15 protein-coding genes and 1 pseudogene are annotated in these 16,198 nt (G+C 36.9%); 12 read left to right on the top strand and 4 right to left on the bottom strand.

The window, feature by feature from the left end; translation table 11 throughout:
* Positions 1–222 precede the first annotated feature (222 nt).
* Positions 223–1,215: an NAD(P)/FAD-dependent oxidoreductase gene (locus MKY60_RS18735; protein ID WP_241598019.1), complete on the top strand. Its 993-nt coding sequence runs from the start codon at positions 223–225 to the stop codon at positions 1,213–1,215.
* Between the two features lie 187 nt (positions 1,216–1,402).
* On the opposite strand, the gene MKY60_RS18730 is transcribed toward MKY60_RS18735, so the two are convergent.
* A complete protein-coding gene (locus tag MKY60_RS18730; RefSeq protein WP_093495671.1) occupies positions 1,403–1,777 on the bottom strand; it encodes a nucleotide excision repair endonuclease in 375 nt (124 codons plus the stop codon).
* A 449-nt stretch (positions 1,778–2,226) separates the two neighbouring features.
* On the opposite strand from MKY60_RS18730, the gene MKY60_RS18725 reads away from it, so the two are divergent.
* The 7 genes and pseudogenes from MKY60_RS18725 (at position 2,227) to MKY60_RS18695 (ending at position 8,006) form a co-directional block, all read left to right on the top strand.
* Positions 2,227–2,727 (top strand): DinB family protein, encoded by a 501-nt coding sequence (locus tag MKY60_RS18725; RefSeq protein WP_241598017.1) that lies wholly within the window; start codon positions 2,227–2,229, stop codon positions 2,725–2,727.
* Between the two features lie 19 nt (positions 2,728–2,746).
* Positions 2,747–3,691: a dipeptidase gene (locus MKY60_RS18720; protein WP_093495669.1), complete on the top strand. Its 945-nt coding sequence runs from the start codon at positions 2,747–2,749 to the stop codon at positions 3,689–3,691.
* Between the two features lie 145 nt (positions 3,692–3,836).
* Positions 3,837–4,310 carry a hypothetical protein gene (locus tag MKY60_RS18715; protein WP_093495668.1) on the top strand — a complete coding sequence of 158 codons (474 nt, stop codon included), beginning with the start codon at positions 3,837–3,839 and terminating at the stop codon, positions 4,308–4,310.
* Positions 4,311–4,323: 13 nt separating this feature from the next.
* Complete coding sequence (locus MKY60_RS18710; RefSeq protein WP_093495667.1) at positions 4,324–4,701, top strand: DUF3221 domain-containing protein; 378 nt, start codon at positions 4,324–4,326, stop codon at positions 4,699–4,701.
* Positions 4,702–4,999: 298 nt separating this feature from the next.
* Positions 5,000–6,171: pseudogene (locus MKY60_RS18705) on the top strand (MFS transporter).
* A 131-nt stretch (positions 6,172–6,302) separates the two neighbouring features.
* Positions 6,303–7,343 carry a beta-carotene 15,15'-monooxygenase gene (locus tag MKY60_RS18700; protein ID WP_241598013.1) on the top strand — a complete coding sequence of 347 codons (1,041 nt, stop codon included), beginning with the start codon at positions 6,303–6,305 and terminating at the stop codon, positions 7,341–7,343.
* A 57-nt stretch (positions 7,344–7,400) separates the two neighbouring features.
* Positions 7,401–8,006, top strand: coding sequence for an alpha/beta hydrolase (locus MKY60_RS18695; RefSeq protein WP_090566193.1), 606 nt, complete (start codon positions 7,401–7,403; stop codon positions 8,004–8,006).
* Positions 8,007–8,085: 79 nt separating this feature from the next.
* Here MKY60_RS18695 and MKY60_RS18690 read toward each other — a convergent pair whose 3' ends face one another.
* The gene (locus MKY60_RS18690; RefSeq protein WP_340930900.1) at positions 8,086–10,215 is read right to left on the bottom strand and encodes an MMPL family transporter; all 2,130 of its coding nucleotides are present in this window, start codon (positions 10,213–10,215) and stop codon (positions 8,086–8,088) included.
* 105 nt (positions 10,216–10,320) lie between these two features.
* On the opposite strand from MKY60_RS18690, the gene MKY60_RS18685 reads away from it, so the two are divergent.
* A complete protein-coding gene (locus tag MKY60_RS18685; RefSeq protein ID WP_093495662.1) occupies positions 10,321–10,953 on the top strand; it encodes a pentapeptide repeat-containing protein in 633 nt (210 codons plus the stop codon).
* Positions 10,954–11,141: 188 nt separating this feature from the next.
* On the opposite strand, the gene MKY60_RS18680 is transcribed toward MKY60_RS18685, so the two are convergent.
* Complete coding sequence (locus tag MKY60_RS18680; RefSeq protein WP_090566201.1) at positions 11,142–12,140, bottom strand: inorganic phosphate transporter; 999 nt, start codon at positions 12,138–12,140, stop codon at positions 11,142–11,144.
* 11 nt (positions 12,141–12,151) lie between these two features.
* Positions 12,152–12,772 (bottom strand): DUF47 domain-containing protein, encoded by a 621-nt coding sequence (locus tag MKY60_RS18675; RefSeq protein ID WP_090566204.1) that lies wholly within the window; start codon positions 12,770–12,772, stop codon positions 12,152–12,154.
* 305 nt (positions 12,773–13,077) lie between these two features.
* Between MKY60_RS18675 and MKY60_RS18670 the strand changes: the two genes are divergently transcribed.
* The 3 genes from MKY60_RS18670 (at position 13,078) to MKY60_RS18660 (ending at position 16,186) form a co-directional block, all read left to right on the top strand.
* The gene (locus MKY60_RS18670) at positions 13,078–13,587 is read left to right on the top strand and encodes an NfeD family protein (RefSeq protein WP_093495661.1); all 510 of its coding nucleotides are present in this window, start codon (positions 13,078–13,080) and stop codon (positions 13,585–13,587) included.
* A gap of 18 nt (positions 13,588–13,605) precedes the next feature.
* Positions 13,606–15,123: a flotillin family protein gene (locus MKY60_RS18665; RefSeq protein WP_093495660.1), complete on the top strand. Its 1,518-nt coding sequence runs from the start codon at positions 13,606–13,608 to the stop codon at positions 15,121–15,123.
* 127 nt (positions 15,124–15,250) lie between these two features.
* Positions 15,251–16,186, top strand: coding sequence for an HD-GYP domain-containing protein (locus MKY60_RS18660; RefSeq protein WP_093495659.1), 936 nt, complete (start codon positions 15,251–15,253; stop codon positions 16,184–16,186).
* The last annotated feature ends 12 nt before the right edge of the window (positions 16,187–16,198 follow it).

Raw genomic sequence — 16,198 nt, 5'->3', positions numbered from 1 at the left:
CAGAGTGAAACTTCAATCAGTTGGGTTTTCTTTATCCTCGCTGATTGTTAGTTGAATCACATGGGCTTTTACGGTCAGTAATCTCCCATTGTTGTTAGTTACTTAGGAAGCGCAAGTCTTACGACGTACAGGACATACTAGTGCTGAGGTTGCTGTAGGACGTGGTGAACTTTAATCGGCCTACCCGTTAATGCGGGATAAATAGTTATGAGGTGAAATGGTATGAATGGTGAATTATACGATGTAACGATTATTGGTGGTGGTCCCACAGGTTTGTTTGCTTCGTTTTATGGTGGGTTACGTGATTTGAAGGTGAAAATTATCGATAGCCTTCCACAACTAGGCGGTCAATTGATGGAGCTCTATCCTGATAAATATATATATGATATTGGCGGACTTCCAAAGATATTAGCAAAGGATTTAGTGGCAAATTTAGAGGAGCAGGCTGCATATAGTAATCCAACCATTTGCTTAGAGGAAACAGCAATAGCGCTAGAGAAACTACCAGATTACTTTGCACTAACAACAGATAAGAATGTGCATTATTCTAAAACTATTCTATTAACTTCTGGGATAGGCTCATTTCAGCCGCGTAAGTTAAACGTTCCAGGAGTTGCCGAGTACGAAGGGAAAAACCTTCATTACAAGGTAAAGAGTTTAGAGGCTTTTAGAGATTCTGATGTTCTTGTATTAGGTGGAGGAGATTCAGCACTCGACTGGTCATTAATGTTAGAGGATGTTGCTTCAAAGGTAACCATTTGTCATCGTAGGGAGCAATTTACTGCACATGAAATGACTATTCAACAGCTTCAAAACTCGTCTGTTGAAGTAAAAACACCATATGGCATAAAAGAAGTAACTGGTGATGGTGAAAAAATTCAAGAAGTCGTGATTGTCAGTAAAGATAAAGCTGAAGAAAGAATCGCAGTAGACCATGTTTTAGTGAACTACGGAAACGTTGCTTCACTAGGCCCTCTAAAGGAATGGGGTCTGGAAATGGAGAAAAATTCTGTAGTAGTCAATGAAAAAATGGAAACAAGTGTTGAAGGAATATATGCTGCGGGTGATGTTTGTACGCATGATGGGAAAGTAAAACTGATTGCCGTAGGGTTTGGAGAGGTTCCAATTGCTATTAGCCATATTAAGGCATTCATAGATCCGAAAGCACGAGTACAACCAAAGCATAGTACGAGTATTTTTGAAGAAGTAAAATAGAAAAGTGTATGCACCTATGTATTGGAAGTCAGTCTAAGTTTGCGACATCGTGTTGAGACGACTGACTGAACCACATCCTGTGGGCCTCCGACAAGCGCTGAAATCCTGAAGCGACTCAGGCGGGCTAGGAGCTGGAGCTAGACAGAGAAAATCCCATGTCCTCTTTTGGAGAACATGGGATTTCATCTTATCTAAAAAATGCTTTGTCGATATTATATTTCGCTTTTTGAGTATTGATTGCATATGTTTCATAAATTTCGCGATCCATTGCCTCTTCTACAATACAAACACTGATTTTGTACACTTCATCTCGATGTTTAATCATCGGAGATACATTGTCTTCAAAGTGTTTTTTTATACGTTGTCTAATTTTACGCGCTTTACCAACGAATAAAAGTTCATCATTCTTATTATAGAAAAAGAATATGCCACCTTTATCACGAGGAATTTGATGGAAGTCGATAAATCCATGAATTGCTGGAATTTCTATGTCGCCTTCTTTTAGTACTTGTTCACGCTGGGTGATCGTTACAGTTGGTTTTGGTAATTCAATTTTAATCATTCGCTCACGTCCTCTTATTGTCTGTCCTTTAGTATATCAGAACTAAACTACAATATCTATTTGAAAGGTATTTTGTTGGTGGCAGGATTATTTATAACAAGTGACGAAATTAATTACATGAGTTAATTTCATAAAAGTTATTAATTAGTGAAATCCGTACAACGTTGATTTCTGCTATAGCCGGACGCTTTCCGCGGGATGGCTTCAATCTCCTCGTCACTAAAACATATGCTCCTCGGATACTCGTCGCAAAGACATTGGTCAAAAAGGTTCGATCAATTTCTTTCCTGCGGAGTTTTCAGCTCGATCTGTTCTCGTTGTAGTCGCCGCCTTCCACTTTTCAATCAACAAGATCGACCTTTTTAGAAAAAGCGAATAAAAAATTGTATTTTTATTTTAAACAGGTAAATATGAAATTGATTAACATAATATTATTTGGAGGAATGAACATGATTAGAAACCTAGAAGATTTTTTAACTGTTTGGCAGCATGAAAGTGATTCAACACTGAAAGTTTTAGAAGCTTTGACAGATATGTCATTACAACAAAGAGTGTCTGAAGACAGTCGTACACTTGGAACACTTGCATGGCATCTTGTTATTAGTATAGATGAAATGATAGGAAGAACTGGGTTGGAGTTTTCTGCCACTCCGCATGAAACACCTCAGCCATTGACGGCGAAAGAAATGGTGGAGGCATATAGACAATCTAGCAATTCTATTGTTAAGGCTATAAAAGAACAATGGACGAACGAAAGCCTTCTAGAAGAACAAGATATGTACGGAGAACTATGGACTGTTGCAACTGTATTGCAAACATTAATCTACCATCAAATACATCACCGTGGGCAGATGACGATACTAATGCGACAAGCCGGATTATCAGTTCCGGGAATGTACGGACCATCAAAGGACGAATGGCTTGCATTTGGTGAAGAGGCGCCTGAGTAAATATTTTGGGGAGGGTAAGATGAAAGTTTATGATTTACACTGTGATGTACTATACAAATTAGCGCAAGCAGAGAATACTATTTCATTTGCCGATTCTCCAAAACTTCAAGCAAGTAAAAAAGCGTTGGAGGTAGGGGGAATTGCGCTTCAAGTGTTTGCAGTATTTGTTTCGGAAGGTTTTCCTAAAGAACAGTTATTCTTGGAGGCAATTCGTCAAATTGAAATTTTCCACAGAGAAATTGTGGGGAAGGATGACAATATTATCCCCATATATGAATGGGAGCAGCTTGGATCACTAAAAGAAGGACAAATAGGAGCAGTCTTATCGATAGAAGGACTGGATATGATAGATGGAGATATGCATAAGCTGAAACTATTACTATCTCATGGTGTGAAATTAGTTGGACTTACATGGAATGGACCAAACAAAGTAGCCGATGGTTCTTCTGAAGAATCTAGTACTGGATTAACACCATTTGGAGAAGAAGTCGTGTCTTTATTGAACGAACAAAATATAATTATTGATGTTTCTCATTTGAGTGAACAATCTTTTTGGGATGTTCTTCCTAAAGCGAAATGGATAATGGCAAGTCATTCCAATGCACAAGCTTTATGTAACTCTCCTAGAAATTTAAACGACAAACAGATTAAAGCATTAATCGCTAAAAATAGTCCTATACATGTTGTATATTATCCTCCATTTATAGGTGATACAAAAAAGTCAGTTGAGATACAGGATTTGTTGAAGCATATCGAGCATATCGAATCCCTTGGTGGTAAGCATTTGATAGGGTTAGGATCAGACTTTGATGGGATAAGTGAGTTTGTCGTAGGTTTAGAAGATGCATCGAAAACACAAAATATAGTAAGAGAGTTATTAGAAAGCTATTCAATAGAGGAAGTCGAAGGGTTTACTTCACAGAATTTTGAAAGATTCGTGATGCGCATTAGTAGGGAGGCGTAGTTTTGGGGAGCTTACCAGATTGGTTTTTTGCAGTAGCAATTGCAGTTGTTATTTGTTTCGTTATTTTAGCGGAATGGTGGACGCGAAGAGGATAAAGAGTGTGCTATACTAGGTAAATGAAAAAACGTATAGGAAGAGGAATCACATGCTAACATTTGAAGAAAAAGAAGCAATTATTCAAGAATTTACGGAGCTAACTCGTAAAGAAGTATCGATGAAGCGAGTTAATTATCATTTCGAAAAGAGTTTATATGAAAAAACAACTGTTGTTTATCATCTTCATCCGAATGGAAATGGCTTTGTTTACGTAGGTGATCTTCCGCAATATGAAGCAGCTGACGATAAAGGGTTATTAAATATTCGGGAAGCTTCTGCTGATGAGCTTAGAAGTATTATTAAAGACTCGATTACTTATCTTTCAACAGAGGAAGAAGAGCCACAGGACGAAGAAGTAGAGGAAGTTTGGAAAAACAAAGAAAATTCTAAGTTAACGCTATTACAAGAAGATACATTATGGAATATCTATCACGGGTATAATTTAGAGGAAAGCTTTGGTTCTTATAGCGAAGCAAAAACTTATCTTTTAGAAGAGGGCTTCCGCCTAGATAGCAAAAGATAAGGAGGTTCTTATAATGAAGGGGAAGTATACTGTAGGAATACTGATTGCTATTGTATTAGTTGCGATTGGTGCGAGCTTTTATTTTATTATGCAGTTTTTTGAGGATAATCCAACTCAACCACAACAACCAACAGATTACATAGAAGGAGTTATTATTGATATCCAAGATACCTCCATTTTAGTAATTGGTGGCTTATCGGTTGGTGAGGCGAAGAATATGTCGGTGGAAGAAGCACTGGAATCTGGTAATGATGCCACCTGGTTTTCTTTGACCATGGATCAGCGTAATTCATTAAAGTCATATGATGAAGTGAAGGTTGGATATACCGAGCTTGATGAATCATATCCTTCTAAAGGAACAGCCAAGACGATTGAAAAGATAAATGAATAATAACAAAAGAACCGAAATAGCGTAGATGACACTCTCGTTACATCGGTTTTTTTACTCTGTTGGGAAGCTTGCATTTTTATTGGCTAAGTGTATCTAATATTAAGGTTCCTTTTAAGAAGAGTATAAATTTTAACTAGTAATTCTAGTTTACGTTTGAGGAGTTTATTGAATAAATAAGTAAACAGAAGATATTAGCCGCCGATTTCCATTGGGTATAAGTTAGCTTTGTTTACTTAAGTGGATAAATCATGTTAATCTATTGCTTATGTATTACTATTGTGGAAGAAAGAGGTATGAGATGACGAACGATCAAAGAAAGAAATTATTTGTATTAATGATTAATATGTTTATAGCGATAGGGAGTTTTGGTATTATTATTCCCATTTTACCAGCCTATTTAAAATCTATTGATCAAGGTGGGATAGCAGCTGGCCTAATGATATCAATATTTGCTGGAGCACAGCTTGTGATGTCTCCAATTGCAGGTAAATGGGCAGATAAATACGGGAGAAGAATTATGATTATTGCTGGTCTGAGTGGACTTGCTTTATCTATGTTTGTATTTTACTTCTCAGATTCTATAGGTATTCTGTATGTTTCTCGTGTTATTGGCGGAGTTGGTGCGGCGTTATTAGTTCCGGCTATTTTTGCATACGTGGCGGATATTACTTCAATGGATCAGCGTGCAAAAGGTAATAGTTTAATATCTGCTGCTATGTCTTTAGGTATAGTAGTAGGACCTGGGATTGGTGGGTTTTTAGCGGAATACGGACTGAAAATGCCCCTTCTCGTTTCTGCATTAGTAGGTGTTGTAGCTGTTATCTTTTCCACTTTAGTTCTAAAGGAAAGTAAGCCAGCGGATGTAAGTGTTCCTGAGGGTAAATCAGAACCGATGGTAAAAGAAATTGCTCAATCATTTAAAAAGCCTTACTTCATCCCGCTCGTTATTACGCTGGTGATGAGTTTTGGGTTACTTGCCTATGAATCCGTTCTAGGTCTTTTTGTAGATGATCAGTTTGCCGCATCCCCACAGGACATTGCCTGGATGATCACGGGAACTGGGATTGTCAGTGTAATTATCCAATTGTTCGTGGTGGATAAAGTTGTTCGTCGTTTTGGGGAAGCAAACGTGTTGAGAATCTTTTTAGGTGTTGCAGCGTTTGGTTTCTTGCTTTCTATTTTAGTATCGAGCTATGCATTTTTCTTTGTCATTACAATGATAATTTTCCTTTCGACTTCAATATTGCGTCCAGTGTTAACAACTTTAATTTCTAAATTAGCTGGAAACGAACAAGGATTTGCAATGGTATGAACAATGCTTATATGAGTATTGGAAATGTATTAGGTCCATTGCTTGCTGGAATATTATATGATGTGAATATTATATATCCTTTCATACTAGGGCTAGTTGTATTAGTAGCGACGACGATTGGTTCTATTATATGGAAGGGTACGAAGAAAATAGCTTAACAGTAGCCACTCCTGGAATAAGGGAGTGGCTTTTTTGGACACGAAATTGTGCTACTATTTAGAAATTTAGCGTAGATTTTAAAATAAAAAGATATATATAATTTAAGAAAGGATACAAAAGGAGGGATTTGATGGTTTATCGTAAAACCAAGTATGCAAACGTAGCGGTTGCTCTACTTTTCCTAGTTTTATCTACCAACTTTCTTATTTATCAATCCACTGTTCAAGACTTTTTTTCTCTACAACTAAATACTGGTGCTGTAGTAGGATCGTTAATCGATTTAGCCATTATCGTGCCGTTTTTAATGTATGCCGCCTTTAAATTATCTATCAAGCAAACTATTGGAATTATCTTAGCTGGTTTATTGATAGCAAAAATACTCATACCTGACGAATTGTTCATTCCGTTTAGTGGAATACTTTACGCTGGCGTCACTATAGAGATACTTCTAATAACTGCAGAACTTGCTTTGATTTTTTTAGTCATTTTGAAAATACCCAAAATTAGATTGCAAATGAAAAAAGTGAATGAAGGAGCATTATTCAGCTTACTCCCCTCAGTTGAAAAAGTAGTGACAAAAAATATATTAGTTCGGGTTGTGATGTCTGAATTTCTAATGATGTATTATGCTTTTTTTACATGGAAGAAGAAAGCTCCTAATCATGCAGGGGTTGTAACAATGCATAAAAAAACGAGTGCAATAGCTCTCCATCTGATGCTGATTCATGCGATTGTCATTGAAACAATTGGAATCCATTGGTGGTTACATGATAAATCACTTGTACTATCAATTGTTCTATTAATGTTTAATATCTATTCGGTGTTCTTCTTTATGGCTGAAATTCAAATTATGAAATTACATCCTTTGGAGATTAAAAACGGCAAGCTATACATTTCGCAAGGACTTACCAAAAGAGTTGTAGTGCCTCTTCATGCGATTAAAGAGATAGAATGGGGAGGAAGAATTCCGAGTAAAGATACAATACGATTTATTTATAAAGATTTTGAGCCTGTTGAACCCCAGGCTGTTATACACCTTGGAAGACCAGTTGAGATGACAATGTTTATGGGGATGAAAAAGAGCATAACCGAATTTGCTATTCGTGTGGATGAACCGGAGCGGCTAAAATTCATTCTTTCATATGAAGAAGAAACTAAACATTTGACCTAGAAATAAGCATCCGTTATAATTATCTCAAATTCAAGATAATTGAAAGGGAGTTATAGCATGAATCATGTTTTTTACAAAGGTGAGGACTCTTCCAGACCGACACTATTACTTTTACACGGCACAGGTGGAAATGAGCATGATTTAGTGGGTCTCGGAAAAGAAATAGATATATCTGCTAATATTTTGAGTGTACGTGGAAATGTTTTAGAAAATGGGATGCCACGATTTTTCAAACGCTTAGCAGAAGGGGTCTTTGATCTAGAAGATTTACAGGTTAGAACGGAGGAATTGAAAAGCTTTATCGATGAAGCAGCAGAAAACTATGAATTTGATCGAGACAATGTAGTGGCAATTGGTTATTCAAACGGTGCTAATATTGCTGCGAATCTTTTATTCGAATATAAAAATGTGCTGAACGGTGCGATTCTACATCACCCTATGGTTCCAAGACGTGGTGTAGAGCTACCAAGGATGTCAAAAACTCCTGTATTTATCGGAGCAGGTAAAAATGATCATATGTGCCCCGCAACAGAATCAGAGGAGCTACAGAACTTATTGCAAGAAGCAGGTGCAATGGTAGAGCTTTACTGGCATGCATATGGTCATCAACTAACCCAAGACGAAGTGCAAGCAGCAAAACAATGGTATCAATTGAAATTCTAAAAACAAAAAACAAAGCCAAGCAGAATTTTCTCTGCTTGGCTTTTTGCGGTGCTTCAGGATAACATTCTGACAGAAGATATTAATGTAGTTTTTTCGCTTTATACGGTCCTTTTCTAAAAGGAAGCCACCAGTTCCATTTGCCGAAAAGCTTCATTAAACTTGGAACAAGTAATAATCTAATGATAGACGCATCAATTGCTACTGCAATTGCTATACCTACCCCAATTTGCTTAACAGGCATTACGTCTGTAAACGCAAAGGCACCCGTAATAACAATCATGATTAAAGCGGCAGAAGTAATAATTTTACTCGTCGAAGTCAAACCATCAACCGTTGCTAATGTATTGTTTTGATGCTTTAAATACTCTTCCTGTATACGAGAGATTAAAAATACCTCATAGTCCATACTTAAGCCAAATACGAGACTAAACACAATAACAGGAATTATTAATGCAATCGTGGTCTCTTCAATTCCAAAATGTCCATATTGGAATATATATACGAGAATTCCAAAGGTGGAAGCTAAACCTATGATATTCATAATAATCGCTTTCAAAGGTATTAGAATAGAACGAAATGCAATCATTAAGATGATAAAAGTAGAGCCTAAAATAATTGCTAATAACCATCCTACTTTATCGAATATTTCATCGAAAATTTCTTGATTAAATTTAGGTTGACCCCCTAGCTTATAGTCGACTCCTAACTCTTTTTCTGACCATTCTCGTACCCAGTCTTGTGCTTCATTAGAAGAACCGTTTAAGTTTAGGGACACAGGTACTAGTAACTTATTGTCTTGAACAAATGTATCCATTAAAGGAGTTAGTTGTACCTCGACTTCTGGCACAGATAGGCTTTGTTCCCATTGCTTTACAGTTGGGATCTCGCTTGCTGTGAAAATAGTGTCAACCGACAAGACATCATTATCTGCAAGTAGTTTGTCTTCTATATTCTTTATGTCCTCTAATCCAGCAGTACTATCCCAACCATCTGGGCGTTCTGCAATCATATAAACCGTGGACTGTTCCCCTAAACCAAACTGTTTGTCCATCAATTCATACGCTTGTCTTGAATCATATGACTCTGGCAGTGAATCCACCTGAGGAATAGTCAATTCCATATTCTTTACGGGAATTATACCAATACCTAACACAATAAGTGCTACAAGTATCAATGTCACGGGACGTTTCATAACGAAAGAAGCGAAATTACGCCATCTAGTTGTAGCACCTGGCTTAACATGAATAATCGTCCATTTGTTTATACGGTCTTTTAATAGCATTAATAAAGCAGGGAGTAGGGTAACAGACGAAAGTACTGCAATCGTCACGACTAGCATTCCGCCGAGTGCGATGTTTTGGAATATCTCTACTTGCATGACAAGCATAGCTCCTAAACCAATAAATACACATAGCGCTGAAAATATAATGGACCTCCCGGCTGTTTGAATAGCAGTCTGTACAGCTTCGGTTATCGAATGATTTGCTAACTCCTCTTTGTATCGATTAATGAGTAACAGGGCAAAATCAATACTTAATGCCAATCCAAGCATTGGAATAATATTCATAACAAAAATGGATAAATCCATCGCTTCACTAAATAAGGTCATCACTCCAAATGCAGAAACCACCGTCACAATTCCTACTGCAAGTGGGATAAAGGCTGCGACGACGCTACCAAAAGCAAGTAGTAATACGACTATAGCTATCGGTAAGCCTATTGCCTCAGCACTAGCTAAGTCTTTTTGACTGGCACTATTAATGTCTTTGTTAATAGCTGCACCACCAGTTAACGTAACGCCTTGCTCTCCGTCAATAGCTTCTCTGATGTCATCAACCGCACTTGTCATATCAGCATCGGAGTCGAAATGAAGCATTGCATAGGCAACATGATCTTTATATAAAGAATCATCCGTTAAAGGAGACTGGATAGATTCTGCAAGTTCCAATTGTTCTATCTCCTTTAACGTATGTTCGATCGTACTATTGGACGTTTGATCAAAAACTACAAATAGGGACTCAGCTGGAAAATCAAATGTTTTCGTTAATTCGTCCATCACTTCGGCATGTTCTCCGTCTGTACTAAATCCATCACCTTCTAATAGGCCAGGTAGTCGAATAGCCAATACAGCTAAGACTGCAAATAAAAGTAACCAAATACCCAAAATCAACTTATAGTGACGTGTCACTATTTTGGACAAGCCTGTCATGAAATTCCTCCTCAAATAAAACCTAGTTACATTGTAAGGCAAAAAGAGTCAAAAATACTAATATAATGATAGAATATGAATAGCAATTCCACAGGAGGGATTCCATTGAAAATAGCTTCACCGAAAATCTCAAAATCATTAGATGTATTAGACGTGCAAAGAGCACTACTAGAAGATAATTATGTATCTAATGGATTAGTTACAACATTAGAATTAGACCGGGAGCAAGAAGAAAAGATTATATTTGACCAAATTCATTTTCAGCATATTTCCTTGGAGGGAGTACGTTTTCATCGGGTGGAGTTTATCGATTGCCTATTCGAGAAATGTGACTTATCTAATGTCGATTTTGGCGATGCGGTGTTCCACCGAGTGGAAATTCGGGGCTCGAAATTATTAGGGGCTAACATCTCACAGAGTAGAATGACCGAAGTGAAAATAGTAGATTCAGTTGCTAACTATGTGAGTATGAGCTTTTCTAAATTGAAAAAAGTCTCCTTCACTAAAATTGCATTTAACCGTGCAGATTTTATAGAAGCCACATTTGATAAGGTCAATTTTGAGGATTGTGAATTAAATGAAGCGAATTTCACAGGCACTGCCTTATCAGGAATCGATCTAAGCTCGAATACATATGAACAACTAACTGTTTCGCTAGATCAAATGCAGAATTGTACGGTTTCCACGGAACAAGCGGTTGGCTTTGCCAAATCATTAGGTTTAAAGATCAAAGAATAGAGTACTTATGAGAGGGATTCTCTGCCAAAAGAGTGAGTGTGACCGCCATGCCTGGCTATAGAGAGAACTCAGCTTCTATACAAGAGAAATCGTTGTTATATGAGAGTACCACATCAATGTAATATAATTACTAACTCCCCAAACAAAAAAATGAACCCTTGTCCTAAAGACAAGGGTTCATTTTTTTATTAAAAGAATAAACTTAGTATTTGGAAAATAACACCTGCCATTGCAGCAGAAATTGGTAAAGTAATAATCCAAGTTAAGACAATTTTCTTAGCAACTCCCCATTTCACGCCTTTCACACGTTGCGCTGATCCAACTCCCATAATTGCGGAAGAAATAACATGTGTAGTAGAAACAGGTAAATGAATTGTAGTAGCCCCGAAAATAATCATTGCAGAAGATAAGTCAGCCGCGGCACCGTTAATTGGACGTATTTTCATAATTTTACCGCCGACCGTTTTAATAATTTTATATCCACCAATAGAGGTGCCGAGACCCATTGCAGTAGCTGCAGCGATACGAACCCATAGTTGAATATCGTCATTCGTTTGCCATTCCGCTGCGATTAAAGCCATTGTAATAATACCCATAGCTTTTTGAGCGTCGTTTGTTCCATGCGTAAAGGATTGAAGAGCAGCCGTACCAATTTGGAATATACGGAACCTTTTGTTTGTCCCATATAAACTCCCATTTTTAAATATGACTTTGAATAATGACATCATTAAAAAGCCGACAGCAAGCGCTAGAAATGGTGAAATGAGTAACGCTTGAATAATTTTAATGAAACCTTCCCAGTTTAAAATCGCAAAGCCAGCAGATGATACTGCTGCTCCGGCTATAGAACCAATCAGCGTGTGAGATGAACTGGAAGGAATCCCGAAATACCATGTAACTAAATTCCAAATAATCGCGGAAAGTAATGCAGCTAAAATGATTAGAGAACCATTTTGCAAGGCAAAAGGATCTACAATATCTTTAGTAATTGTTTTAGCTACTCCGGTAAATGTTAAAGCGCCCACAAAATTCATAATTGCGGCCATTAGAACAGCCACTCTAGGTTTTAGTGCTCTTGTAGAAACCGATGTAGCAATGGCATTAGCGGTATCATGAAACCCATTGATAAAGTCAAATGCAAGAGCGAATATTACTACTAGAATGGTTAATATAAATACTGTTTCCATATGTGTACACCCTACGCGTTTCGCATGATAATAGTTTCCAACGTATTTGCTACGTTTTGACAATAATCAGCGATTTCTTCTAGTTGTTCATATATGTCTTTAAATTGAATAATGCGAATTGGATCTTTTTCATTCAAAAATAACTGTTTAATTGATGAACGAAGTACCTCATCACATTTTCTTTCGTAATCTTTAATAAGGATAGAATGTTCGTGCATCTTTAGAAGCTTCTTACTTGCTAGAAGTCCCATTGCTTTAACGATCTCATCTGTGCTTTTGACAATATAACCTAAGAATGTGCGCATAGATTCATCAATCTCAATTAATGAAAACATTTCCAGGTGTGCAGTGAAATTATCAATGCCATCTAAAATGTCATCCATACGAATCGCAAGTTCAAGGATATCTTCACGTTCAATCGGAGTCATAAAGGATTTATTTAACATAACGATTAATTCATGTATTAATGTATCTCCTGCGGTTTCGTAATTTTTTAAATGTACACTAATTTCTTTTAAATCTGCAGCCGTATTAATACGAAAGTCATCTGCATAATGAGCACTATCACGCACGTTTTCAGCAATTTTTAATAGAGATACGAAAAATGGATCTGGTTTTTTTGAACTAATCATAAAAGCCTCCTGGACTTATTTAATATGTTTACTTTTTCCTAAAATAGCATAACAAAAAATTTACAAAATCAACACAACTTTTACTCTGTATTAGCCAAATTTACAATACTGTAACATTAGAGTTATGTAATTGAACAAATAAGCACTTTATTGTTCGAAAAAAACCGTTTTTTGTCGGAATTTATAGAATTAAAATGCAATTTAAACAAAGATTAATATTATATTTATAAAAAAAGGTAAATATATGAAACTTTCTGAAAGTATCTCCGTATATACAATTAAGATAACTTTTTTCGCGGAAAGGGGTGAGTGATATAGAACAAGTTTTTTTATATGGATTAATCGGTATAGGTTTAATCACTATTTTGTATGTGCTATTTGCTGATGCAATTGATGGAATGGATAGTGGCATTTTCAACCCAACAACGATTCTGTCTTTCTTACTATTTATATGTGCTTCAGGTTTTATCCTATTAAAACTAACAGATTGGGACGAGAAAATTGTTATTCTTGCGGCTCTTATTATTTCTAGTATATTAACTTTCTTACTATACTTCTTTATATTAGTTCCACTCGCTTCTGCGGAGGTTTCCACAGCATATACAAATGAATCTCTACAAGGCCAAGTTGGAAGAGTCATAATTCCCATACCATCGGATGGGTTTGGAGAAATAGTAATTGAAACGGTAAATGGAGTAATTTCTAAACGAGCAGCAGGCTATGACAATGAAGAGATTGAATACGATAAACAGGTACTCATCATTGATTTTGATAATGGAACTTTTTTAGTAAAAGAATATGTACCATTAGTATAGACAAGAGGGGGAAAAGTAATGCAAATGGAAATGTTGATAGTTATTGGGATAGTAGTGTTTGTTATAGTTGCAATTTTAGCTGTTTTTATTACGAAATATCGTACGGTAGGACCTGATGAGGCACTCATTGTAACAGGAAGTTATTTAGGCTCTAAGAATGTGCATACAGACGAATCTGGTAATCGCATTAAAATTATTCGTGGTGGAGGGGCGTTTATATTTCCAGTGTTCCAACAAGCTGAACCGCTTAGTCTACTTTCTAGTAAATTAGAAGTTACTACACCTGAAGTTTATACTGAACAGGGTGTTCCAGTAATGGCGGATGGAACAGCAATTTTTAAAATTGGCGGTTCTATTTCCGAAATTGCTACAGCAGCTGAACAGTTTTTAGGTAAATCAAAGGAAGATCGTGAAAACGAAGCGAAGGAAGTATTAGAAGGTCATCTACGTTCCATCTTAGGTTCGATGACCGTAGAGGAAATATACAAAAATCGAGACAAATTCTCACAGGAAGTACAACGTGTAGCTTCTCAAGACTTAGCAAAAATGGGATTAGTCATTGTATCCTTTACAATAAAAGACGTACGTGATAAAAACGGATATTTGGACTCGCTAGGGAAGCCAAGAATTGCACAAGTTAAGCGTGATGCGGATATCGCAACAGCAGAGGCAGAAAAAGAAACACGTATTAAGCGTGCAGAAGCTTCTAAGGATGCACAAAGGGCTGAAATCGAAAGAGCTACGGAAATTGCTGAAGCGGAAAAGGATAATCAGTTGAAAGTAGCGGAATATCGCCGTGAGCAGGACATTGCTAAAGCTCGTGCCGACCAAGCGTATGAACTAGAAACAGCACGTTCTAAGCAAGAAGTAACTGAGCAAGAAATGCAAATTCAAATTATTGAGCGTCAAAAACAAATAGAGCTAGAAGAAAAAGAGATTCTACGTCGTGAGAAGCAATATGACTCTGAGGTGAAGAAAAAAGCCGATGCAGATCGTTATGCCATTGAACAAAATGCAGAAGCTTCTAAGTCACGTGAGATAGCAGAGGCGGATGCAGAGAAGTATCGAATTGAAGCTAAAGCAAAAGCTGATGCAGAGAAAGTTCGTTTAGATGGTCAAGCAAAAGCAGATTCTCAACGAGCACAAGGGGAATCAGAGGCGGATGTTATTAGACTTAAAGGTCTTGCAGAAGCTGAAGCGAAACGTAAGATTGCAGAAGCTTTTGAAATGTACGGTCAAGCAGCTGTTCTCGATATGATCGTTCATATGCTTCCAGAATACGCTAAACAAATTGCGAGTCCACTTTCAAATATCGACAAAATTACGGTTGTCGACACTGGTAGTGGAGAAGGTGGAGGGGCCAATAAAGTCACTTCATATGCAACGAATTTAATGTCTACACTACAAGAAACGCTTAAAGCATCCTCTGGAATTGATGTGAAGGAAATGCTTGAAAGCTATGCGGGTAAAGGGAATATCCGTCCAAGTATAGAGCGATTAACGGAAGAAATAAAAAATGTGAATGAAACTGCATAACGTTTTACCTCAAAGAACCTATGAAAATATTCATAGGTTCTTTTTATTGTATTTCATTTAAGTTGATTGAATTGTATAATAAAAGCAGATAAAGCTGAATGTTGTCATAGGAATAGGGGGGTAATATATGCTAACAGTTGAACAGATACAAGATATACGAATGAAAGCATATCTACCAAGAGTATTTACAGATCAATCGGTTACTACATACCTTGGAAGTGCAGAAAATATTTCTTACTCTTTATACACATTGTTTCCTAATACAACAACTTGGGTTTATTATAACTCAAATAATTCCGCTGATTTTGTGGAGCGTTATACAATTTTAAATGGTGAACTTGAAATAGATTGGGATGGTCAAAAGTCTACTTTGCATCGTGGTGATGTAATTGATGTAAATAAGTATGGGGGAATAGTAACTTGTAATACAGAATCTCATGTGGAGATTTTATTTGAAATGACTTCTTCGACATTTGAGAAAAGCTTTACTGAGCGTGAGATTATTCAACGAGATGCTAAACGAATTCAAGAGGTGGACGGGTATACTTATCATCATTGTTCGCGAATTCGTGATTATTCTATTGAGCTATGGAAAAGAATGAGACCAAATGGTCAAGGAGTAGCTATTCTCTCAATGGGCTCTTATTTTCATGATATTGGTAAGTTGGCAATTCCTATAGAAATATTGAATAAAACGGGTAAACTAACAGACGATGAATGGAAAGTCATTAAAATGCATACAACTTTGGGTGCAGAGATGATGCGAAATCATGAAATAGAACGAATACGCAAAGCCGCTTTTATTGTAGAAGAACATCATGAAAGGTATGATGGAAAGGGATATCCACATGGCTTAATAGGAAATGAAATTTCTATAGAAGCTTCTATCGTTTCAGTGGTGGATGCATTCGATGCAATGACCACGAATCGAGTGTACCGTAAGGCGATGACGATTGAGGAGGCCATTCAAGAGATGGAAAGTGGAAAAGGCACTCAATTTCACCCGGAGGTAGTGGATGAATTTTTAGCAATGCTAGAAGAAAAACAAAATAAATGGATTTAAAAGGAGCGAGGT

Origin of the sequence: Psychrobacillus sp. FSL K6-1415 (assembly GCF_038003185.1) — a bacterium.
GTDB classification, from domain to species: Bacteria; Bacillota; Bacilli; order Bacillales_A; family Planococcaceae; genus Psychrobacillus; species Psychrobacillus psychrodurans.
This window is presented reverse-complemented; position numbering and strand designations above follow the sequence as displayed.

Coding starts and splice junctions, on each gene's coding strand:
- MKY60_RS18735 (WP_241598019.1), top strand. CDS start 223: ATGAATGGTGAATTATACGATGTAACGATTATTGGTGGTGGTCCCACA.
- MKY60_RS18730 (WP_093495671.1), bottom strand. CDS start 1,777: ATGATTAAAATTGAATTACCAAAACCAACTGTAACGATCACCCAGCGT.
- MKY60_RS18725 (WP_241598017.1), top strand. CDS start 2,227: ATGATTAGAAACCTAGAAGATTTTTTAACTGTTTGGCAGCATGAAAGT.
- MKY60_RS18720 (WP_093495669.1), top strand. CDS start 2,747: ATGAAAGTTTATGATTTACACTGTGATGTACTATACAAATTAGCGCAA.
- MKY60_RS18715 (WP_093495668.1), top strand. CDS start 3,837: ATGCTAACATTTGAAGAAAAAGAAGCAATTATTCAAGAATTTACGGAG.
- MKY60_RS18710 (WP_093495667.1), top strand. CDS start 4,324: ATGAAGGGGAAGTATACTGTAGGAATACTGATTGCTATTGTATTAGTT.
- MKY60_RS18700 (WP_241598013.1), top strand. CDS start 6,303: ATGGTTTATCGTAAAACCAAGTATGCAAACGTAGCGGTTGCTCTACTT.
- MKY60_RS18695 (WP_090566193.1), top strand. CDS start 7,401: ATGAATCATGTTTTTTACAAAGGTGAGGACTCTTCCAGACCGACACTA.
- MKY60_RS18690 (WP_340930900.1), bottom strand. CDS start 10,215: ATGACAGGCTTGTCCAAAATAGTGACACGTCACTATAAGTTGATTTTG.
- MKY60_RS18680 (WP_090566201.1), bottom strand. CDS start 12,140: ATGGAAACAGTATTTATATTAACCATTCTAGTAGTAATATTCGCTCTT.
- MKY60_RS18675 (WP_090566204.1), bottom strand. CDS start 12,772: ATGATTAGTTCAAAAAAACCAGATCCATTTTTCGTATCTCTATTAAAA.
- MKY60_RS18665 (WP_093495660.1), top strand. CDS start 13,606: ATGCAAATGGAAATGTTGATAGTTATTGGGATAGTAGTGTTTGTTATA.
- MKY60_RS18660 (WP_093495659.1), top strand. CDS start 15,251: ATGCTAACAGTTGAACAGATACAAGATATACGAATGAAAGCATATCTA.